The following is a 21,115-nucleotide window of genomic DNA, read 5'->3' as shown; positions in this document are numbered from 1 at the left end:
GGCGGAGAACTAGAGGTACTGCCCCGTCGGGTGCTCGTCGTCGTGCCCGGAGGGTTGCTCGGCCCGCTGGGGGAGCCCGCGACGCACGGCCTGCAACTGCGCCTGCGACGCCATCTGTTGCGCGACGATCGCGGTCTGGATGCCGTGGAACAACCCCTCGAGCCAGCCCACGAGTTGGGCCTGCGCGATGCGCAACTCCGCGTCGCTGGGCGCCTCGTCACCGAACGGGAGCGTGATGCGGTCGAGTTCCTCGGCGAGTTCGGGAGCGATGCCGTCCTTGAGCTCGGCGATCGATCGGGCGTGGATGTCGGCGAGCCGCTTGCGGCCTTGCTCGTCGAGTCCGGCGGCTCGCACCTCCTCCAACAGTTGCTTCACCATCGACCCGATGCGCATCACCTTCGCCGGTTGCTCGACGAGTTCGGTGGGGTTCTCGGTGCGGCGTTGCGGCTTCGACCCCTCGGCCCCAGCTTCCGCCGACGTCGGATCGGCCACGCCCATGCCCTCGGGCGTGATCACGACGAAGCGGCCGTGTTCGTCGGATGCGGCAGTCGGGTTGGAGTCGTCGCTCATGTTCCCCATCCTGCCCCAGCACGGTGATCGGACGACGGGGGAACCGTCGGCCGATCACCGGGAGCCGCGCCTCAGGTTGCCTCCCGGCGGATGACCGACGGGTTGGAGCGGGTGACCGCCATCGCTGCCACCGCTGCCACCAGCGGCACGCCGATGAGTGCCGGTGCCAGGAACGCCCACGGGATGGCGATCACCGGACCGGTGGTGTCGGCTGAGGCGTCCGTGCCTGTCGTCAACGGCCAGGTCGGCCTCACCCGTGCTGACGAGTCCGTCGCGCTCCAACCGGCCGAGGTTGTTGGTATCTGGGTCGAAGTCGGCCCTACAGGTGGAACAACGCCGAGATCACGATGATCACCGGCACCGACACGAAGGTGCTGATGAACACCACGTCGCGGCTGAGCGTGACCGCGCGGTTGTACCTCACCGCGTACGTGAACACGTTCTGCGCCGTCGGCAGGGCGGCGAGCACGACGACCGCGAACAGGTGCGGTCCGTCGAGACCGAACACGAACGCGCCGACCAGCCACGCGAGCAACGGTTGCGCCGTCGTCTTCAGAGCCACCAGCGTCCAGACCTGCGGCGCCGAGCCGCCGGTGGCGGGTTTGGGACCGAGGCGCAACGACACGCCGAACGCGATGAGCATCGACGGCACGGCCATGCTGCCGAGCAGGTCGATCGGGCGGGCGAGCACGGTCGGCAGTGTCGTGTCGGTGAGGGTGAGCAGGAGGCCGGCGATCGCGCCGAGCGTGATCGGGTTGCTGCCCATCCGGCCGAGGCTGCGCAGCGGGGTCGGACGCTCGCCGCGGGCATCGGCGTCGAGCACCGCCATCGCCACCGGGGTGAGGATCAGCAACTGCAGCAGCAGCGTCGGCGCGACCCACGCGACGTCGCCGAGCACGTACTGGGCGATCGGGATGCCGAGATTTCCGGCGTTGACGTAGCCGGCACACAGGGCACCGATCATGCTGGCGCCCAACGAATCCCGCCACTTCGCGCGGGTGATCAGCAGGTAGATGACGCCGACACCGATGGCGCCGACCGCCGCCGTTGCCAGGTTGGGGGAGAGCACCGCGTCGAGCGGGGTTCGTTGCATGACGCTGAGCAGCAGAGCCGGGGAGGCGACATAGAACGCCACCTTCGACAGCACGTTCTGCGCCTCGATGCCAAGCACCTTGAGGTGGGCCAGCAGCCAGCCGACGGCGACGACGGTCGCGATGATCGAGAAACCTTCGAGCACGCCGGCCACGGATCGATCCTGGCATTCCCGCTGCCGAGGTCGGCACCGTAGGGTCGGATCCATGCGTGCTGTGACACTTCCGAAGTTCGGTGACGAGTCGGTGCTGACGGTGGCGGAGGTGCCCGACCCCGAGTTGCGCGACGGCGAGGTGCTCGTGCGCGTCGCGGCGGCCGGGGTCAACCGGGCCGACCTGATGCAGCGGATCGGCGTCTACCCGCCGCCGAAGGGCGAGTCGGAGATTCCGGGGCTGGAGGTGAGCGGCACCGTCGAGGCGCTCGCCGACGGGGTCGAGGGCTGGAAGGTCGGCGACGAGGTGTGTGCGGTGCTCGCCGGCGGCGGCTACGCCGAACTTGTCGCGGTGCCGGCCGGCCAACTCCTGCCGATCCCGCAGGGCGTGTCGCTGGTGGAGGCCGCGGGCCTGCCGGAGGTGGCGTGCACGGTGTGGTCGAACATCGTCATGACCGCCCACCTGGCCGACGGCGAGGTGTTCCTGCAGCACGGCGGCAGCAGCGGCATCGGCACGATGGCGATCCAGGTGGCCCGCAGCCTCGGCGCCACCGTCGCGGTGACCGCCGGGTCGGCCGAGAAGCTCGAGCGCTGCCGCGAACTCGGCGCGCAGATCCTCATCGACTACAAGCAGCAGGACTTCGTCGCGCAGATCCGCGAGGCGACCGGCGGCCGCGGCGCCGACGTCATCCTCGACGTGATCGGCGCGAAATACCTCAACCGCAATGTCGACGCGCTCGCGCCCGACGGACGGCTGGTGATCATCGGCATGCAGGGCGGGGTGAAGGCCGAACTCGACATCGCCAAGCTGCTCGGCAAGCGCGGCTCGGTGATCGCCACCTCGCTGCGCGGCCGCGACAAGGCCGACAAGGCCCGCATCGTCGCCGCCGTGCGCGACAACGTCTGGCCGCTCGTCGAGGCCGGCAGGATCACCCCGATCATCGACCGCACCCTCCCGCTCGACCAGGTGGCCGACGCGCACCGCCTGCTAGACCAGTCGACCCACGTGGGCAAGGTGCTGTTGACCCTCTGACCTCCCGCCAATGTTTGCGGATCTGTGCGCGTGGGTCGCGTGTCGCGCAAACTTTCGCGGGTACGGTCAGTGGTGGCCGAGGCGGCGGCTGAGCGTGGCCGCGCTGGCGGTCACCTCGCGGGCCAACTCGGCGCGGGTGGCTGCGTCGAGGTCGTCGGTGAAGGTGCAGGCGAGGCCGGCTGCGGGGAGGCCGGTGTGGTCGAGCACGCAGGCAGCCACCGACGCCAATCCCTTTGTGACAGTGCCGTTCTCCTGTGCATAGCCGCGCGCTCTCACCTGTGCCAGCTCGGAGCGCAGCACGGTGAGCGACGTCGGGCCGGCGCCGTTGCGCTGCACGAAGTCGTCGCGTCCGGGGAAGAGCGCACGCACCTGGGCGGACGGTAGATATGCCAGCATCACCAAGCCCGACGCGGTGAGGGTCGCGGGCAGTCGCACCCCGACGTCCGTCACCAGCATCGGGCGCTCAGGCGCGCGCTCCTCGATGACATAGAGCACGTCGCGCCCGTGCAGCACCGCGAGGTGTGCGTTCTGGCCGGTGCGGTCGACGAACGATCGGACGGCGGGCAGCGCAACGCGCTGCAGCGGCGCCTGCCGGGTGTAGGCCGAGCCGAGTTCGTACGCCGCCGGGCCGAGTCCGAAGCGGCGGTCCTCGGCGTCGTGGCTGACCAGGCCGGCGTCGGCGAGCACCCCGAGCAGCCGGTAGGTGGTCGACCGGGGGAGCCCGAGTTCGCGGGCGAGGTTCGCGCCCGGCTGCGGCGTCGCCTTGGTCGCCAGCAACTGCAACAGGGCGATCGCGTCACTCGCCCCCGACACGACGCCCCACCCCCACACCCCCAACCCGCAAACGCTGCGCTTGCCTGCAGACGCTGCCGTCGCAACAGCAGCGTCTGCAGGCAAGCGCAGCGTTCGCGAGGGGGTAGGCGATTTTCATGGATGAACTGTCTCAAATCTGGGACGGAATCGATACCCGAATGGTTTTCCGCACCCCCACGTCGGCAGTGCAATGGATCACATGGCAACCACGCAGCACCCGCAGCCGGGCGAATCGGTCGCAGTGTCCTCCCACGCATCGCTGCCGCAGCGCGCGCCGCGCGACCTGTTCGTGCAGGACGGCGACCAGTACGTCGTGCGCACGGTGCAGGTCGGCATCGGCGCCGTGACGATCGACGACGTCGTCGCGGTGGCCCGGTACGACGCGCCGATCGCGCTCACCGACGACTCGCGGGCCGAGGTGGCCAAGTCGCGCACGATCATCGAGGGTCTCGCCGGCGACACCGTCGCCCACTACGGCGTGAGCACCGGGTTCGGGGCGCTCGCCAATACGAGTATCCCGCCGCAGAAGCGCCAGCAACTGCAGCGTTCGCTGGTCGCGTCCCACGCCGCCGGGTCGGGCCCACTGGTCGAGCGCGAGGTCGTCCGCGCGCTGATGCTGCTGCGCATCTCGACGTTGGCCACCGGCCGCACCGGCATCCGCCCCGAGACCCTCGACACCTACGTGTCGATGCTCAACGCCGGCATCACGCCGTGCGTGCGCGAGTACGGCTCACTCGGGTGCTCCGGCGACCTGGCCCCGCTGGCCCACTGCGCGCTCGCGCTCATGGGGGAGGGCGATGTCGCGCTCGCCGACGGCACGCTCGTCTGCGCGGCCGAAGCCTTCGAGCAGCACGGCATCGCACCCGTCGTGTTGCAGGAGAAGGAGGGCCTGGCCCTCATCAACGGCACCGACGGCATGCTCGGCATGCTCTGCCTCGCGATCCACGACCTGCGGATGCTGCTGACCACCGCCGACCTCACCTGCGCGATGAGCATCGACGGACTGCTCGGCACCGACGACGTGTTCGCGGCCGACCTGCAGGCGCTGCGCCCGCACCCCGGCCAGGCCCTGTCGGCCGAGAACCTGCGGAACCTCATGAAGGACAGCGGTATTCGGGAGAGCCACCGCGACCCGCACGCCTGCACCCGGGTGCAGGACGCCTACTCGATGCGCTGCACCCCGCAGGTCAACGGTGCCGCCCGCGACACCCTCGCCCACGCGGTGCAGGTGGCCGAGCGCGAACTCGCGGCCGCCGTCGACAACCCCGTGATCACCCTCGACGGACGCGTGGAGAGCAACGGAAACTTCCACGGCGCGCCGGTCGCCTACGTGCTCGATTTCCTCGCGATCGTCACCGCCGACGTCGCCAGCATCAGTGAGCGGCGCACCGACCGCGCCCTCGACGTCGCCCGCAACCACGGGTTGCCGCCGTTCCTCGCGCACGACCCCGGCACCGACTCCGGCCACATGATCGCGCAGTACACCGCCGCCGGCATCGTCTCGGAGATGAAGCGACTGGCCGCCCCGGCAAGCGTCGACTCGATCCCGAGCAGCGCGATGCAGGAAGACCACGTGTCGATGGGGTGGGCCGCCGGCCGCAAGCTGCGCCGCAGCGTCGACGGACTCCAGCGGGTGCTGGCCGTCGAACTGCTCACCGCCGCCCGGGCGATCCGCTTGCGCGCACCGCTGCAGCCGTCGCCCGCCGTCCGCGGAGTGCTCGACGCGCTGGACGCGGGTGTGCCGGGCCCCGACCGCTTCCTGGCTCCCGAGATCCAGGCCGCTTTCGACCTCATCACCGCCGGTGGCGCGATCGGCGCAACCGGCCTCGACCTCAACTGAACTCGCTCAACCGAAGGAGATCATCATGGAAGGTGCACGTCCGGTGCGCGCCCCGCGCGGAACCGAGATCTCTGCCAAGTCGTGGCAGACCGAGGCTCCGATGCGGATGCTCATGAACAACCTCGACCCGGAGGTCGCCGAGCGCCCCGACGACCTGGTGGTCTACGGCGGCACGGGCCGTGCGGCCCGTAGTTGGGCGGCGTTCGACGCGATCGTCGAGACGTTGAAAGACCTCGAACCCAACGAGACCCTGTTGGTGCAGTCGGGCAAGCCGGTCGGCGTGATCACCACCAACGAGTGGGCGCCGCGCGTGCTCATCGCCAACTCCCACCTGGTGCCCGACTGGGCCACCTGGCCGGAGTTCCGCCGGCTCGAGGCCGAGGGCCTGATGATGTATGGCCAGATGACCGCCGGGTCGTGGATCTACATCGCCACCCAGGGCATCCTGCAGGGCACCTACGAGACCTTCGCCGCGGTGGCGAAGAAGCGGTTCGACGGCACGCTCGCCGGCACCATCACCCTCACCGGTGGCTGTGGCGGCATGGGCGGCGCCCAGCCGTTGGCGGTCACCCTCAACGGCGGCGTCTGCCTCATCGCCGACGTCGACCGCACCCGCCTGGAGCGCCGGGTCGCCAAGCGCTACCTCACCGAGATCGCCGACGACCTCGACGACGCGGTCCAGCGCGCCAACAAGGCCCGTGAGGAGAAGCGCGCCGTCTCGATCGGCATCGTGGGCAACGCCGCCGAGATCTTCCCGCAGCTGCTCGAGCGGCACCGCAAGGGCGACATCACGATCGACGTCGTCACCGACCAGACCTCCGCCCACGACCCGCTGTCCTACCTGCCGGTCGAGGTGTCGGTGCAGGAGTGGCAGCGCGAGGCCGAGGGCGACCCGACCGGCTTCACCAAGAAGTCGCGCGAGTCGATGGCCCGCCAGGTGCAGGCGATGGTGGAGTTCCAGGACGAGGGTGCCGAGGTCTTCGACTACGGCAACTCGATCCGCGACGAGGCCCGCACCGCCGGTTACAACCGCGCGTTCGCGTTCCCCGGCTTCGTGCCCGCCTACATCCGCCCGCTCTTCTGCGAGGGCCTCGGCCCGTTCCGTTGGGTGGCCCTGTCGGGCGACCCGGAGGACATCAAGGTGACCGATGAGGCCCTCAAGGAACTCTTCCCCGAGAACGAGCACCTGCACCGCTGGCTCGACGCCGCGGGCGAGTTCGTGGAGTTCGAGGGCCTGCCGGCACGCATCTGCTGGCTGGGCTACGGCGAGCGGCACAAGGCCGGCCAGCTGTTCAACCAGTTGGTCAAGGAGGGCAAGGTGTCGGCGCCGATCGTCATCGGACGCGACCACCTCGACTCCGGCTCGGTCGCCTCGCCCTACCGCGAGACCGAGGGCATGCTCGACGGTTCCGACGCGATCGCCGACTGGCCGCTGCTCAACGCGCTCACCGCGACCAGCTCCGGCGCCACCTGGGTGTCCCTGCACCACGGCGGCGGCGTCGGCATCGGCCGCTCGATCCACGCCGGCCAGGTGGGTGTCGCCGACGGCACCGACCTCGCCGCGGCGAAGCTCACCGCGCTGCTGACCAACGACCCGGCGATGGGTGTCTTCCGGCACGTCGACGCCGGCTACCAGCGCGCGGTCGACGTGGCCCGCGAGCGGGGCGCACGGGTGCCGATGGAGCCCACCGTCCGCGACGCCGACGATGCGGACGCGGCGCAGCGCGCGGCGACGCAGAAGGCCGCGAGCTCCAAGGCACCGAAGGCCGGCGACTGACAGACCGTTGCACCGGGGAAGGTCGGCGGCAGCCGGCCCCGACCTTCCCGCTTCGGCGCCGGACGAACGCGTCCGGCCGACCGATCACCGCCGCGCCGACGGCGCGTTTCTGACAGGACCTCCGGGTCCACGAACGAGAGGGGCTCAGCACATGGCCTCCGCCTCCGGTGTCGAGCAGCGCAGCATCGACTACGTGCCGCGCAGCGAGCGACACGGCACCCCGTCCAGCCAGTTCACCCTGTGGTTCGGCGCCAACATGCAGATCACCGCGGTCGTCGACGGCGCCCTCGCCGTGGTCTTCGGCGCGCACGCGCTGTGGGCGATCGTCGGCCTTTTCATCGGCAACCTCGCGGGTGGGGCGGTCATGGCGCTGCACTCCGCGCAGGGTCCGAAACTCGGTCTGCCGCAGATGATCTCCAGCCGCGCGCAGTTCGGCGTCTTCGGTGCCGCGCTGCCGCTCGTGCTGGTCATCCTGATGTACCTCGGCTTCGCCGCCACCGGCACCGTGCTGTCGGGGCAGGCGATCAACAAGATCCTGCATGTCGACGCCACGTGGGTCGGCATCGTCATCTTCGGTCTGCTGACCTTCGTCGTCGCGGCCTTCGGCTACCGGTGGATCCACCGGCTCGGACGCGTCGCGACCGTCATCGGCATTCTCGGGTGGGCGTGGATCACCTTCCGCATCTTCACCGAGTACAACGGCGCCGACCTGCTGGCCAACCCCACCTTCGGTTTCGTGCCGTTCCTGCTCGCCGTGTCGCTCGGCGCCGGGTGGCAGCTGACGTTCGGCCCGTACGTCGCCGACTACTCCCGCTACCTGCCCGAGGAAACCCCGGCGACGCGCACCTTCAACGCCACACTCTGGGGTTCGGTGCTCGGCTCGATGTGGTCGATGACGCTCGGAGCGCTCATCGCCTCGATCCCGAAGTCGGGCTTCCTCGGCAACCAGGTCGGCTTCGTCGGCACCCTCGCCGGCGGCGGGGCGATCGCGATCGTCCTCTACTTCGTGATCGTGGTCGGCAAGCTCACCGTCAACACCCTCAACGCGTACGGCGGTTCGATGACGATGCTCACCACCGTCACCGGCTTCTCCAAGAAGGCCGTCGTGAAGCCGGCGATGCGCATGACGTTCGTCTTCGTCTTCCTGGCGCTGTCGGTGATCGTGGCGCTCGCCGCGTCGGCCGACTTCCTCGACAACTTCCGCAACTTCGTGCTGTTGCTGCTGATGGTCTTCACCCCGTGGAGTGCGATCAACCTGATCGACTTCTACCTGGTTTCCAAGGAGCGGGTCGACATTCCCGCGCTCTACGACCCGGACGGTCGGTACGGCAGGTTCAACGTGCCGGCGCTCGCGACCTACGTGATCGGCATCGTCGTGCAGATCCCGTTCCTCGCGCAGAGCATGTACACCGGTCCGCTGACAGACAAGCTCGGCGGCGCCGACATCAGCTGGATCATCGGCCTCGTCGTGCCGGGAGTCATCTACTACTGCTGGGGTCGGGCGACCAACCGAGCACCGGAGCACACGATCTACCCGGCCGACGCCGATCTCGCCGAGCCGGGGGCGGTCGGCGAGCGGTGACGTGGGTGCAGCAGTTACTCCGACAGGTCGGCGACGGTGGCGTCGAAGTGTGCGATGACGTCGTCGCCGCCGACCGTCAGGCCGACGCCGTGGGCGCCCCCACCGAGCGAGATGCGGCGGCCGCGCAGGTGCTCGTCGGCGTAGACCGGCAGCGCACGCTGCGACCCGAACGGGGTGATCGTGCCGCGCTCGTAGCCGGTGACCTCGCGAGCGGTCGCGGCGTCGGGCATCGAGAGCCGGTTGGTGCCGAGCAGCGCCCGCACCTTCGGCCAGGCGAACTGCCGGTCGCCCGGCACGAGCACGAAGACGTACTGGTCGTCGCTCACCCGCACCACCAGCGTCTTGATGAGGTCGCGCGGCTCGATGCCGCGGGCCGCTGCCGCCTCCTCCAGGCTCGACACCTTGCCGTCCCGGGTGACCTCGTGGGCGATGCCCGCCGCCTGCACCGCTTCGATCGCCGCTGTCGTGACCTGCTCAACCATGAATGGAGCAACCGATGACCGAGTCCGACTATTTCGACACCCGGTGGGCCGAACTGCTCCCGGTCGGCCGTGACGGCGGGTCCGGGGGCTACCGCCGGTTCGCCTGGACGCGTGAGGACCACACCCTGCGCGAGTGGTTCGCCGGCGAGTGCGCGGCGCTCGGGCTCGACCTCACGCTCGACCGGATGGGAAACCAGTGGGCCTGGTGGGGCAACTCCGACGAGACCCCGGGTGTGGTCATCGGGTCGCACCTCGACTCGGTGCCGGACGGCGGTGCGTACGACGGTCCGCTCGGCGTCGTGTCCGCGCTCGCCACGGTGAAGGCGTTGCAGGACAGCGGCTTTCATCCGAGCACGCCGATCGGTGTCGTGAACTTCGGCGACGAGGAGGGTGCGCGGTTCGGCGTGGCCTGTGCGGGTTCGCGGGTGATCAGCGGGGCCATGACCGCCGAGCGCGCGCTCGGCCTCACCGACGCCGACGGGGTGACGATGGCGCAGGCGTTGGAGAAGGCGGGCCGCTCCACCGACATCGGCGCCGACCCGCAGACGCTACGCCGCATCGGGGCGTTCGTCGAACTGCACGTCGAGCAGGGCAAGGCGCTCGCGCTGATGGACCCGGCGACCTCGGCGGTCGCCGTCGGCACCGACATCTGGCCGCACGGACGGTGGCGGGCCGACTTCGCCGGGCGCGCCGACCACGCGGGCACCACCGCCCTCGCCGATCGGTCGGACGCAATGCTCGACGCGGCTCGGTTCGCACTCGCGGCCCGCGAGGCGGCAGCCCGGCGCGACGGTGAACAGCGTTGTGTCGCAACGGTCGGCAAGCTCGACGTGGTGCCGGGTGGGGTCAACGCGATCCCGTCGCACGTCACGGCCTGGCTCGACGCGCGCTCGTCCGACGAGTCGCTCGTGCTCGGGGTCATCGAAGACCTCGAGGGCCTCTTCCCGGACGCCCTGCGCGAGGAGTCGTGGACGCCCACGACCCGCTTCGACGAGGCGCTCACGCTGCGCGTGCGCGACGTGCTCGGCCCCGACACCCCGATGCTCGGCACCGGCGCCGGCCACGACGCGGGCATCCTGGCCAATGCGGGCGTGCCGACGACGATGCTGTTCGTGCGCAACCCGACCGGCTCGTCGCACACCCCCGAGGAGTTCGCGGAGGCCGACGACTGCCATGCCGGTGTCGAGGCCCTCACCGCGGTCGTGCGCGACCTGGCAGGAGGGTCGCGATGAGCAGGTTCTGGTGCGAGTACGCCATCCTGCCCGGCGGCCTGGTCGCCGGCGTCCGGTTGACCGTCGACGACACCGGTCGTTTCGCGCTGGTCGGCCAGGGCGATCGCCAGGACGGCGACTCGATCCTGCGCGGCGTCACGATGCCCGGCTTCGCCAACACCCACAGCCACGCCTTCCACCGCGCGCTCCGCGGCCGCACGCATGACAACGGCGGCACCTTCTGGACCTGGCGCGAGCGGATGTATCACGTTGCGGCGCAACTGAACCCGGACAACTACCTCGCCCTCGCCCGGGCGACGTACGCCGAGATGGCACTGGCCGGCATCACCACCGTCGGGGAGTTCCACTACGTGCACCACCAGCCCGGTGGCACGCCGTACGCCGACCCGAACGAGATGGGCAAGGCGCTGCAGCAGGCCGCCGCGGAGGCCGGCATCGGCATCACGCTGCTCGACACCTGCTACCTCGCCGGCGGACTCGGCAAGGACGGACACACCCCGCTGAACGACGAGCAGCTGCGATTCGGCGACGGCGACGTGGCGGCGTGGGGCAAGCGGGTGGCCGACCTGCACCACACCGACGGGTTCCGGGTGGGCACGGCGATGCACTCGGTGCGCGCTGTGCCCTTCGAGCAACTCAAGGAGGCGTCGGCGGTGGCTCGGCAGGTCTGCGACGCGCCGTTCTCGATCGACCCGTTGCACGTGCACGTGAGCGAGCAACCGGCCGAGAACCAAGCCTGCCTCGACTTCTACGGACGCACCCCGGTGCGCCTGCTCGCCGATGCCGGACTGCTCGACGGCAACCTGTCGGCGGTGCACGCCACGCACCTGACCGACGACGACATCCGTCTGCTCGGCGACGCCGGTGCGTGGGCGAGCTTCTGCCCGACCACCGAGCGCGACCTCGCCGACGGCATCGGGCCGGCGAAAGCGCTGCGCGACAACGGCGTCCGCATCTCGCTCGGCAGCGACCAGCACGCCGTGATCGATCTCATCGAGGACGCCCGCGCGGTCGAGATGCACGAACGCCTGGTGACGAACGAGCGCGGCCGGTTCACCCCGGCGCAACTGCTCGGCATGGCGACCGAGCACGCCGGCATCGGCTGGGCCGACACCGGACGCCTGGAAGCGGGTCTGCGCGCCGACTTCGTCACCGTCGGTCTCGACTCGGTGCGCACTGCCGGGTCCGACCCGGCGCAGATCATGTTGAGCGCCACGGCCGCCGACGTGCACACGGTGGTGCGCGCAGGCGAGACGATCGTCTCCGAAGGGCTGCATCGTCTCGGCGACATCGGCGCCCTGTTGACCGAAGCCATCGCACCCCTGTGGGAGGACAAGTGAGCACCACCCTGATCACCGGCATCGCCGAACTCGTCACCTGTGACGACGAGCGTGAGGGCGAACTCGGCATCGTGCACGACGCCGCGGTCGTCGTCGACGGCGAACAGATCCGCTGGGTCGGCGCGGCCGCGCAGGCGCCCGACGCCGATGAGCGCCGCGACCTGGGCGGGCGCGCCGTGCTGCCCGGCTTCGTCGACTCGCACACCCACCTCGTCTTCGCCGGCGACCGCAGCGCGGAGTTCACCGCGCGGATGACCGGCGAGCCCTACGACGGCGGTGGCATCGCGGTATCGATGGCGGCCACTCGCGGCGCGAGTGACGAGGAGTTGCGCTCACTGATCGGCGCCCGGCTGGAGCAGATGCGCGCGCAGGGCACGACCTCGTGGGAGATCAAGTCGGGTTACGGGCTCAACGTCGAGCATGAAGCCCGATCTCTGCGCATCGCAAAGGAATTCACCGACGAAACCACCTTCCTCGGCGCCCACGTGGTGCCGCCGGAGGCGCGCGAGGATCGTGCGGCGTACGTCGACCTGGTCGCCGGCGAGATGCTCGAGGCGTGCGCCCCGCACGCGAAGTGGATCGACGTGTTCTGCGAACCGAACAGCACCTACGCGTTCACCGGCGAGGAGTCGCGGCGGGTGCTCGAGGCCGGTGCCGCGAAGGGTCTCGGCCTGCGGGTGCACGGCAACCAGCTCGGACCCGGCCCCGGCGTGCAGCTCGCGGTCGAGCTCGGCGCGGCGAGCGTCGATCACTGCACCTTCCTGTCCGACGACGACGTCGAGGCGGTGGCCGGGAGCGACACCGTGGCCACGGTGCTGCCGGGCGTGGAGTTCTCCACCCGCATGCCCTACCCGCGGGCGCGCGACCTCATCGACGCCGGAGCCACGGTGGCGCTGGCCAGCGACTGCAACCCGGGCACCTGCTACTCCAACTCGATCCCGTTCGTCATCGCACTCGCCGTCCGCGAAATGCGCCTGACTCCGGCCGAGGCGGTCTGGGCCGCGACCCGGGGCGCCGCGAAGTCGTTGCAGCGCAGCGATATCGGGGTCGTTCGCGTGGGCGCCCGGGCCGACCTCGCGGTGCTCGACGCGCCGAGCTACCTGCACCTGGCCTACCGCCCGGGGGTGCCGATCGCGTCGGCGCTCTGACCGACTGCACTGGTTGTCCACGAGCGCACTGGCCACAACCAGTGCAGTCGTGAACAAGTAGCCCCGGCTCAGCCCTTGCTGATTGAGTAGTGCACGGTCTTACCGTCCACTGAGGTGACCGTGGCCTTGAATTTCTGCGTGGTGCCGTCCACCTTCGCCTCGCAGTCGGTGGTCGCGCCCTTCTTGGCCTTGAGGTTGTCGTCGCACTTGACGTCCTTGATGTTGGTGCCGCTGCTGGAGATCCGCGACTCAATCTGCTTCTCGACGTCGGACTTCTTCACCGCAGCCTCGCTGCTGCAGGCGGTGACACCCCCGATGAGCAGGGCGCTGGTCAGTGCGGCGGCGGCGCCGCGACGGACTCGGCTGGTCATTGTCTGTTCCCTCCGGACGGATGCGTGGATTCCCATCGGCGATCCTACGCAGCCGTGGCCGGTCGGTGCGGTTCGGTGGCTCACCATTCGGCGAGCAGTCGCACCGGCTGTTCCACCGCGTCGGCGACGAACCGCAGGAACCCGCCGGCCGACCCGCCGTCGCACACGCGGTGGTCGAAGGTGAACCCGAGCTGGGTCACCTTTCGCACCGCCAACTGCCCGTCGACGACCCACGGACGGTCGATGATGCGTCCGACGCCGAGCATCGCCGCCTCGGGGTGGTTGAGGATCGGCGTCGACCCGTCGACCCCGAACACGCCGTAGTTGTTGAGCGTAAAGGTGCCGCCGGTGAGCTCCGCGGGTGAGAGCTCACCGGAGCGAGCCCGCGCGGTGAGGTCGGCCATCGCGTCCGTCAGTCGGCGGGCGGACATGGTGTGGGCGTCCTTGACGACCGGCACCACCAGACCGCGCGGTGACTGCGCGGCGAACCCGAGGTTGATGCCGCCGTGCCGCACGATCTCCTCGCCCTCGACCGACGCGTTGAGCTCGGGGAACGTGCGCAGACCGGCCACGCAGATGCGCCCGAGCAGGCCGAGCTGGCCGACACCGTGATCGCGCAGTTGGTCGCGCACGGTCATGAAGTCGGTGGCGTCGACATCGACCCACGTGGTGGCATCGGGGATCTCGCGGCGCGAGGTGGCGAGCTTGTCGGCAATGACCTTCCGGACGCCGGTGAGCGGGATGCGCTCGTCGGCGAGTGCCGGGGTGGTCGCTGCGGTGGTTGCCGCAGTGGTTGCGTCGGACGCAGGCGCCGTCGCAGCGGGCGCCGATCGGGCGATGGCCGCCTCGATGTCGCTGCGCCGCAGCACCGCGCCCGTCGCCGGTCGCAGGTGGTGCAGGTCGAGCCCGTGGTCTCGGGCGAGGCGCCGCACGATCGGTGAGATCACCTGCGGTGCAACGGCTTCGGCAACAGCCACTGGCGCCTCCACTGGCGCCTCCATCGGCGCTGCCATCGTGGGGACGGCTGGTCGACGGGAACCTCGTCGGCGGCGGGTTTGCTGGCCGTGTCCGGTGCCGTAGCCGATGAGCACGGCGCCCGAGCCTTCGTCGGCCGGCGCGCCGGAGTCGGCAGGCGCGCCGGAAATTGCCGGTGCACCGCTCGACACGGTGATCAGGGGTGCGCCGACCGCAACGGTGTCGCCGGGCGCACCGTGCCGGGTGGCGACGGTGCCGGCGTAGGGGATCGGCACCTCGACGGTGGCCTTGGCGGTTTCGACGACCACGACGTTCTGGTCGATGCTCACGTCGGCGCGGTCGTCGACCAGCCACTCGACGATCTCGGCCTCGGTCAGGCCCTCGCCGAGATCGGGAAGGTTGAAGATGCGTTCAGCCACAGCACACTGCCTTCGGGGTCCCCGCGACGTATCGGAGCGAGGAACGAGCGGAGAACTTCGTGGGACCAAGGGCGGGGAGGGTGAAGACAAACTCAGCCACGGGCGCCCTCGCTGAACGTCGTATCGGGCTGGTCGTCGAACTGCAGCCGGTCGATGGCGTCGAGGATGCGGTCGACGCCGGGCAGGTAGGTGTGCTCGAGCATCGGCGCCGGGTAGGGCGTCGGCAGGCCGCTCACCCGCAACACGGGTGCCTCGAGCGAGTGGAAGCAGCGCTCGGAGATGCGCGAGGCGAGCTCGCCGGCCACCCCGGCGAACCCCTGGGCCTCGCTCACGACCACGCAGCGTCCGGTGCGCCGCACCGATGCCAGCACGGTCTCGTCGTCGAGCGGCACGATGCTGCGCAGGTCGATCACCTCGACGTCCCAGCCCTCCTGCTCGGCCGCGTCGGCGGCCTTGAGCGCCAACGGAACCGACGGTCCGTAGCTGATGAGCGTGACCTCCTTGCCGGGGCGACGGACGGCCGCCCGGCCGACCGGCTCGACCGGGCTGGAGGTGTCGACCTCGGCCTTGCTCCAGTAGAGGGCCTTCGGCTCCATGAAGATCACCGGGTCGGGGTCGGCGATCGCCTCGCGCAGCATCCAGTAGGCGTCCTGCGGGGTGGCGGGCGTGTAGACCTTCAGGCCGGGCGTGTGGGCGTAGTAGCCCTCGCTGGAGTCGCAGTGGTGCTCCACTCCGCCGATGCCGCCGGCGTAGGGCACCCGGATGACCATCGGCAGCGTCACCTTGCCGCCGGTGCGGTTGTGCATCTTCGCGACGTGCGAGGCGATCTGCTCGAACGCCGGGTAGGCGAACGCGTCGAACTGCATCTCGACCACCGGCCGAAAACCGGTGTAGCAGAGCCCGATCGCAAAGCCGACGATGCCCGACTCGGCCAGCGGGGTGTCGAAGCAGCGGTCTTCGCCGAAGTCGCGGGTGAGGCCGTCGGTGACGCGGAAGACACCGCCGAGGGTGCCGACGTCTTCGCCGAAGACGAGCACGTCGTCGTCGGCGGTCATCGCATCGCGCAGTGCCTGGTTGATCGCCTTCGCGAAGGTGAGGGTGGTGGGGCCGGCCACCGCGGGCGCGGGAGCGTCGATCGTGGTCATCGGGTCACCTCTTCGGCTGCCTGCATCTCGGCATGCATCTCTGCCTCGACCATCGCGCGGGCCTCGGCGACCTGCGGTGTGGGCGACGCGAAAACGTTGTCGAACAACGACATCGGGTCGACCTCGGGGTCGGTGTTCATCCGATCGCGCAGGTCGGTGGCAAGCGCCTCGGCCTCCTGCCGCACGGCGTTCGCCTGGTCGTCGTTGAGCAGGCCGGACGCGCGCAGGTAGGCCTCCAGTCGGGCGATCGGGTCGCGTTCGAGCCACGCGGTCACCTCGTCGCCGGAGCGGTAGCGGCTCGCGTCGTCGGCGTTGGTGTGCGCGTCGAGGCGGTAGGTGTGCGCCTCGATGAGGAACGGTCCGCGGCCCGAGCGGCAGTGGTCGAGCGCCGCGTCCATCACGGCCATGACGGCGGCGGGGTCGTTGCCGTCGACCTGCTCGCAGGCCACGCCGTAGCCAATTGCCTTGTAGGCCAACGACGGTGCCTTGGTCTGCTTCGACAGCGGCACGCTGATCGCGTACTTGTTGTTCTGCACGAAGAAGATCGCCGGCGCGTCGAACACCGCGGCGAAGTTGAGCGCTTCGTGGAAGTCGCCCTCGCTGGTCGCGCCGTCGCCGATGAATCCGAGCGCGACGCAGTCTTCGCCGCGCCGCTTCAGGCCGTAGGCGGTGCCGGCGGCATGCACCAACTGAGTGGCCAGCGGTGTGCACTGGGCCGCGGTGCGCTGCGCCAACGGGTCGTAGCCGCAGTGCGCGCTGCCGCGCAGCAGGGCGAGCACCTCGGCCGGGTCGATGCCGCGGGTGACCAGGGCCATCGACTCGCGGTAGGTCGGAAACACCCAGTCGCGGGCGGTGAGGCTGCGGATCGCGCCCACCTGGCAGGCTTCCTGACCGCGCGAGGAGGGGTAGACGGCCAGCCGCCCCTGCTTGGTGAGCGCGGTCGCCTGCAGGTCGAACCGGCGTCCGAGCACCATGTGCCGCCAGACGTCCTGCAGTCGGTCGGCCGACGGCATCGCGTAGGGGCGACGGGTGCCCGATTGCTCGACCGGCGCACCCGTCGGATCGAGCAGTTGCACCGGGCGGGGCGAGGGCAGCAGCGCCTCGACCGACGTCTCATGGAGTGTGTCCCGCATCACACCATCGTCTTCCAGTCGTGGCGATTGGCTCAAGTTTGTCGCAGATTGGTGGACAATCGGTTCATGAATCCAGCGGCAGAGGGCAGATCGTCCAGGGGTGAGGTTGCCACGACTGGGTCGGCTGGACGTTCGGCAGCCGACCTCGACGCGGTCGACCGACGCATCCTCGCCGCCCTCGCCGAAGACTCCCGCATCTCGGTGCGCGCCCTCGCCGAGCGGCTGCACCTGAGCCGAGCCGGCGCGTACGCCCGCATCGAGCGGCTGCGCGAACGCGGGGTGATCACCGGGTTCACGATCTCGATCGACCCGGCGACCGCGGGCCTCACCACCACCGCCTATGTCGCGATCAACATCGAGCAGAACACCTGGCGGGCCGTGAGCGCGGCCCTGGCCGAGCTTGCGTACCTCGATCGGATCTCGCTCATGGGTTCGGAGTTCGACGTGCTGGTGCAGGTGCACGCCCCCGACAACGCCGCGTTGCGCACCCTCGTGCTCGAACGCATCCAGGCGATCCCGGGCGTCATCGGCACCCGCACCTGGCTGGTCTTCGACGAGATCCCCGGCCGCGGGCGCAGCTGGGCCGACTGAGCGACTTCCCCGCAGACGCCGGGCGGCCCCAGTGAAAGATTGCTGTTGTCAGGACAGCAGCGATCTTTCACTGGGGGCGGCTTGCGCGAAGGACGCTCCCGCCGATGCAGGAGCGCCCTTCGACCGGGCGGACGGCGTTCAGGCCTTGGCGGCCTTCGCCACCGCCTTCTCGCGCTCCTTGGCCACGACCTGCGGCGGGTGGCCGGCCGACTTGGTGTAGTAGTCGGCAGCCTTGCGCTCGGCGAGGGCACGCAGACCCTGCGCCACGGCGGCCGACACGAGCGTGAAGACCGCGATCTGCTTGGCGTTGTAGTTGGGGTCGTGCTTGCCGACCGGTGCCGGGTTGCCGGTGGCCGCCTGCCAGCCGGCCGTCGTCGCCTTCGACGCGACCTTCGTCGCCGCGACACCTGCGACGGCGGCGATCACCTTCCACACCACGGATCCCATTCGTTCCTCCTGTCAGCGGCCCCGATGGCCGGTCGTCATTTCTTCACCTCCGAGCCTGCCATGTTTTGCCGCGGGCGTGACCGTGTAGCGTCTGTGGTGGAAACGACAGGGGAGCGCACGGTGCGCTGAGAGTGCGGCAGAGGGCCGCAGACCCTCGAACCTGATCCGGTTAGTACCGGTGTAGGAAGTCGAGCCCCTCCTTGCATCCCGAGGAGGATCCGTTGTTCCGAACGTCCCGCACAGTTCTCGTCGCCGCCGTGGCCGGCGTGCTCTCCGTCTCGCTCGCGTCATGTTCGACGACCGGCGACTCCGGCTCCGACACCTCGTCCGCGAGCTCGTCCGGCAGCTCGGCCGGTGGGTCGAGCGCGCCGAAGCAGACCACCGTCCGACTGGTCACGCACGACTCGTTCGTCGCGCCCAAGGAACTGCTCGCCCAGTTCACCAAGGAGACCGGCTACCAGGTGCAGGTGCTCGCATCGGGTGACGCCGGCAAGCTGGCCAACTCGGTCGTGCTCGCCAAGGGCAACCCCACCGGCGACGTCGTCTTCGGTATCGACAACACCTTCGCCTCGCGTGTCGTGGACGCCGGCGCGCTCACGCCGTACACCTCGGCGAAGCTGCCACAGGGCGCCGACAAGTACGCGCTCACCGGTGAGGCGGCCAAATCGCTGACCCCGATCGACTTCGGCGACGTGTGCGTCAACGTCGACGACGCGTGGTTCGCCGCCCACAAGAAGGCGAAGCCCAACTCGCTCGACGACCTCACCAAGCCCGAGTACAAGGATCTCTTCGTCACCCCCGGCGCGGCCACCTCGTCGCCCGGCATGGCCTTCCTGCTGGCCACGATCGCGAAGTACGGCGACAACGGGTGGCAGGACTACTGGAAGAAGCTCAAGGCCAACGGGGTGAAGGTGACCAGCGGCTGGAGCGACGCGTGGAGCGTCGATTACACCGCCGGCGGTGGCAAGGGCAGCCGTCCGATCGTGTTGTCCTACAACACGTCTCCGGCCGACACCGTCAAGGACGGCAAGGCCACCACCTCGGCGATGACCGACTCGTGCTTCCGTCAGGTCGAGTACGCCGGCGTGCTGAAGGGCGCGAAGAACGAGCCCGGTGCGCAGGCGTTCATCGACTTCCTGCTCGGCAAGACCTTCCAGGCCTCGATGCCGGCCAACATGTACGTCTTCCCGGTCGACCCGGCGGTCGCGATCCCGGCGCAGTGGAAGGCGGCCGTCACCGTGCCGGACAAGACCCTCGAGGTCGACCCGGCCAAGATCACCGCCAATCGCGACAAGTGGCTGCGCGAGTGGCAGGACACCGTCTCCGGCTGACATGCGTCGACGCCCCGGGCGAACGCTCCTCCCGGCGCTCGCAGCACTGATCCCACTCGCCTTCCTGGCGGTGTTCTTCCTGCTGCCCGTGGCCGCGATGATCGCCCGGGGCCTCCACCCCGACGGCCGGTGGACCCTCGGCCCCGCGCTGGAGGTGCTGAGCCGCCCGCGCACCGGTCGGGTGCTGTGGTTCACGCTCTGGATCAGCACGCTCGGCACCGCGATCACCGTGCTGCTCGGGGTGCCGATCGCCTACGTGACCTACCGCCTCGCGCTGCCGCTCACCGGGCTGGTGCGCGGGCTGTTGGTGATGCCGTTCGTGCTTCCGACCGTGGTCGTCGGCATTGCCTTCCGCAGCCTGCTCGCGAAGTCCGGGCCGCTGGGGTTCCTCGGCTGGGACGGCTCCTGGCAGGCCATCCTCGCCGCGCTGGTCTTCTTCAACATCGCGGTCGTCGTGCGCACCGTCGGCGGACGTTGGCAGTCGCTCGACCCGCGCCAGGCCGAGGCCGCGGCCGCGCTCGGCGCGGGTCCCTGGACGGTGCTGCGCACGGTGACGCTGCCCGCGCTGCGTCCGGCGATCGTGTCGGCCGCGATGGTGGTCTTCCTGTTCTGCGCCGGGTCGTTCGGCGTGGTGCTGACACTCGGCGGCGTGCGCTACTCGACCGTCGAGACCGAGATCTACCTGCTCACCACCAACTTCCTCGACCTGCAGGCCGCGGCGGTGCTCAGCCTGTTGCAGGCCGCCGTCGTGATCACGCTGCTGCTCCTCACCGAGCGACTCACCGCCGGCAGCCCGAATCGCCTGCGTGGCAACGGCGCCCGTCAACGCGTCCGCCGCGCCGACCTGCCCCACCTGCTCATCACCACCGCCGCCTGCCTGTTCGTGCTCGCGCCGCTGGTCACGCTGGTGCTGCGCTCGCTGCAGGTCGGCGACGGGTGGGGCCTCGACCACTACCGGCGGCTCACCGAGGTGGGCTCGGTGCCGACCCTGCAGGTGACGGTCTGGCAGGCGCTGCTCACCTCGATCCGGGCGGCCGTCGACGCGACGCTCATCGCGGTGCTGCTCGGGCTGCTGGTCAGCTTCGTCATCACCCGGCGCGCCGACTCCGCCGGCGGACGGCGCGTACTGGCCGCGCTCGACGCCACCTTCATGCTGCCGCTGGGCATCTCCGCGGTCACCGTCGGCTTCGGCTTCCTCATCGCGCTCGACGAGCCCCCACTCGACCTGCGGTCGGCGCCGCTGCTGGTGCCGATCGCGCAGGCGCTGGTCGCCCTGCCGCTCGTCGTGCGGGTGGTGGCGCCCGCGTTGCGATCGGTCGACCCGCGGCAACGCGAGGCCGCGGCCGCTCTCGGCGCGGGGCCGTGGCGGGTGTTCTGGGACGTCGACCGCCGGGTGTTGCTGCGTCCGCTGCTGGCCGCGATCGGCTTCGCGTACGCGGTCGCTCTGGGGGAGTTCGGCGCCACGAGTTTCCTTGCGCGGCCGACGAATCCGACGCTGCCCGTCGTCATCTACCAACTCATCGGGCACCCCGGTGAGGACTACTTCGGGATGGCGCTGGCGGCGTCCGTCATCCTGGCGACGGTGACGGCCGTGATCATGACCGTGGTGGAGCGGCTGCGTGGTCGCTCGGGAGGTTGGTGAG

The 21,115-nt window shown here is 70.2% G+C and carries 20 protein-coding genes and 1 riboswitch; of the genes, 10 read left to right on the top strand and 10 right to left on the bottom strand.

Annotated features, from left to right (window positions below):
- Positions 1-9: 9 nt before the first annotated feature.
- From DFJ65_RS00675 to DFJ65_RS00670, 3 genes are all read right to left on the bottom strand, one after another.
- Entirely contained in the window at positions 10-570 is a 561-nt protein-coding gene (locus DFJ65_RS00675; RefSeq protein ID WP_115921344.1) for a bacterial proteasome activator family protein, read from the bottom strand.
- Positions 571-641: 71 nt separating this feature from the next.
- A complete protein-coding gene (locus DFJ65_RS17270) occupies positions 642-806 on the bottom strand; it encodes a hypothetical protein (RefSeq protein WP_170143945.1) in 165 nt (54 codons plus the stop codon).
- Between the two features lie 83 nt (positions 807-889).
- On the bottom strand, positions 890-1,816 hold the full coding sequence (locus DFJ65_RS00670) for an AEC family transporter (RefSeq protein WP_115921343.1): 927 nt from the start codon (positions 1,814-1,816) through the stop codon (positions 890-892).
- A gap of 52 nt (positions 1,817-1,868) precedes the next feature.
- Here DFJ65_RS00670 and DFJ65_RS00665 point away from each other — a divergent pair, with 52 nt between their 5' ends.
- Entirely contained in the window at positions 1,869-2,846 is a 978-nt protein-coding gene (locus DFJ65_RS00665) for an NAD(P)H-quinone oxidoreductase (RefSeq protein ID WP_115921342.1), read from the top strand.
- 66 nt (positions 2,847-2,912) lie between these two features.
- Here DFJ65_RS00665 and DFJ65_RS00660 read toward each other — a convergent pair whose 3' ends face one another.
- Entirely contained in the window at positions 2,913-3,659 is a 747-nt protein-coding gene (locus DFJ65_RS00660; RefSeq protein ID WP_115924027.1) for an IclR family transcriptional regulator, read from the bottom strand.
- Positions 3,660-3,858: 199 nt separating this feature from the next.
- Between DFJ65_RS00660 and hutH the strand changes: the two genes are divergently transcribed.
- The 3 genes from hutH (at position 3,859) to DFJ65_RS00645 (ending at position 8,858) form a co-directional block, all read left to right on the top strand.
- Complete coding sequence (gene hutH / locus DFJ65_RS00655) at positions 3,859-5,499, top strand: histidine ammonia-lyase (RefSeq protein WP_115924026.1); 1,641 nt, start codon at positions 3,859-3,861, stop codon at positions 5,497-5,499.
- A gap of 25 nt (positions 5,500-5,524) precedes the next feature.
- Positions 5,525-7,276, top strand: coding sequence for a urocanate hydratase (locus tag DFJ65_RS00650; protein ID WP_170143944.1), 1,752 nt, complete (start codon positions 5,525-5,527; stop codon positions 7,274-7,276).
- Between the two features lie 151 nt (positions 7,277-7,427).
- The gene (locus DFJ65_RS00645) at positions 7,428-8,858 is read left to right on the top strand and encodes a purine-cytosine permease family protein (protein ID WP_115921341.1); all 1,431 of its coding nucleotides are present in this window, start codon (positions 7,428-7,430) and stop codon (positions 8,856-8,858) included.
- Between the two features lie 14 nt (positions 8,859-8,872).
- On the opposite strand, the gene DFJ65_RS00640 is transcribed toward DFJ65_RS00645, so the two are convergent.
- Positions 8,873-9,340, bottom strand: a complete 468-nt coding sequence (locus tag DFJ65_RS00640; RefSeq protein WP_115921340.1) for an aminoacyl-tRNA deacylase — start codon at positions 9,338-9,340, stop codon at positions 8,873-8,875.
- Between the two features lie 14 nt (positions 9,341-9,354).
- On the opposite strand from DFJ65_RS00640, the gene DFJ65_RS00635 reads away from it, so the two are divergent.
- The 3 genes from DFJ65_RS00635 to hutI are packed head-to-tail and all read left to right on the top strand — an operon-like array spanning position 9,355 to position 13,060.
- The gene (locus DFJ65_RS00635; RefSeq protein ID WP_115924024.1) at positions 9,355-10,572 is read left to right on the top strand and encodes an allantoate amidohydrolase; all 1,218 of its coding nucleotides are present in this window, start codon (positions 9,355-9,357) and stop codon (positions 10,570-10,572) included.
- Complete coding sequence (locus DFJ65_RS00630) at positions 10,569-11,912, top strand: formimidoylglutamate deiminase (protein ID WP_115921339.1); 1,344 nt, start codon at positions 10,569-10,571, stop codon at positions 11,910-11,912. Before DFJ65_RS00635 ends, DFJ65_RS00630 begins: the two co-directional genes overlap by 4 nt.
- Positions 11,909-13,060 carry an imidazolonepropionase gene (gene hutI, locus DFJ65_RS00625; protein ID WP_115921338.1) on the top strand — a complete coding sequence of 384 codons (1,152 nt, stop codon included), beginning with the start codon at positions 11,909-11,911 and terminating at the stop codon, positions 13,058-13,060. The genes DFJ65_RS00630 and hutI overlap by 4 nt, the downstream gene beginning before the upstream one ends.
- A gap of 68 nt (positions 13,061-13,128) precedes the next feature.
- Here hutI and DFJ65_RS00620 read toward each other — a convergent pair whose 3' ends face one another.
- The 4 genes from DFJ65_RS00620 to pdhA all read right to left on the bottom strand — a co-directional run bounded on the left by DFJ65_RS00620 (position 13,129) and on the right by pdhA (position 17,103).
- Positions 13,129-13,431, bottom strand: coding sequence for a DUF4333 domain-containing protein (locus DFJ65_RS00620; protein ID WP_170143943.1), 303 nt, complete (start codon positions 13,429-13,431; stop codon positions 13,129-13,131).
- Positions 13,432-13,511: 80 nt separating this feature from the next.
- Complete coding sequence (locus DFJ65_RS00615) at positions 13,512-14,825, bottom strand: dihydrolipoamide acetyltransferase family protein (protein WP_115921336.1); 1,314 nt, start codon at positions 14,823-14,825, stop codon at positions 13,512-13,514.
- A gap of 92 nt (positions 14,826-14,917) precedes the next feature.
- Complete coding sequence (locus DFJ65_RS00610) at positions 14,918-15,970, bottom strand: alpha-ketoacid dehydrogenase subunit beta (RefSeq protein WP_115921335.1); 1,053 nt, start codon at positions 15,968-15,970, stop codon at positions 14,918-14,920.
- Entirely contained in the window at positions 15,967-17,103 is a 1,137-nt protein-coding gene (pdhA, locus tag DFJ65_RS00605; RefSeq protein ID WP_115921334.1) for a pyruvate dehydrogenase (acetyl-transferring) E1 component subunit alpha, read from the bottom strand. Before pdhA ends, DFJ65_RS00610 begins: the two co-directional genes overlap by 4 nt.
- A 66-nt stretch (positions 17,104-17,169) precedes the next feature.
- On the opposite strand from pdhA, the gene DFJ65_RS00600 reads away from it, so the two are divergent.
- Positions 17,170-17,694, top strand: coding sequence for an Lrp/AsnC family transcriptional regulator (locus tag DFJ65_RS00600; RefSeq protein WP_115921333.1), 525 nt, complete (start codon positions 17,170-17,172; stop codon positions 17,692-17,694).
- A gap of 138 nt (positions 17,695-17,832) precedes the next feature.
- On the opposite strand, the gene DFJ65_RS00595 is transcribed toward DFJ65_RS00600, so the two are convergent.
- Positions 17,833-18,141, bottom strand: coding sequence for a DUF4235 domain-containing protein (locus DFJ65_RS00595; RefSeq protein WP_115921332.1), 309 nt, complete (start codon positions 18,139-18,141; stop codon positions 17,833-17,835).
- A gap of 97 nt (positions 18,142-18,238) precedes the next feature.
- Positions 18,239-18,345, top strand: a riboswitch (TPP riboswitch).
- 17 nt (positions 18,346-18,362) lie between these two features.
- Between DFJ65_RS00595 and DFJ65_RS00590 the strand changes: the two genes are divergently transcribed.
- Together DFJ65_RS00590 and DFJ65_RS00585 are read left to right on the top strand one after the other, a co-directional pair.
- Positions 18,363-19,472, top strand: a complete 1,110-nt coding sequence (locus DFJ65_RS00590; protein WP_211308323.1) for a thiamine ABC transporter substrate-binding protein — start codon at positions 18,363-18,365, stop codon at positions 19,470-19,472.
- A gap of 1 nt (position 19,473) precedes the next feature.
- Positions 19,474-21,114 (top strand): ABC transporter permease, encoded by a 1,641-nt coding sequence (locus tag DFJ65_RS00585; RefSeq protein WP_115921331.1) that lies wholly within the window; start codon positions 19,474-19,476, stop codon positions 21,112-21,114.
- The last annotated feature ends 1 nt before the right edge of the window (position 21,115 follow it).

It is taken from the genome of Calidifontibacter indicus (genome assembly GCF_003386865.1).
Lineage (GTDB): Bacteria > Actinomycetota > Actinomycetes > Actinomycetales > Dermatophilaceae > Yimella > Yimella indica.
The sequence above is the reverse complement of the archived record's forward strand: the minus strand, read 5'-3'. Positions and strand labels throughout refer to the sequence as shown.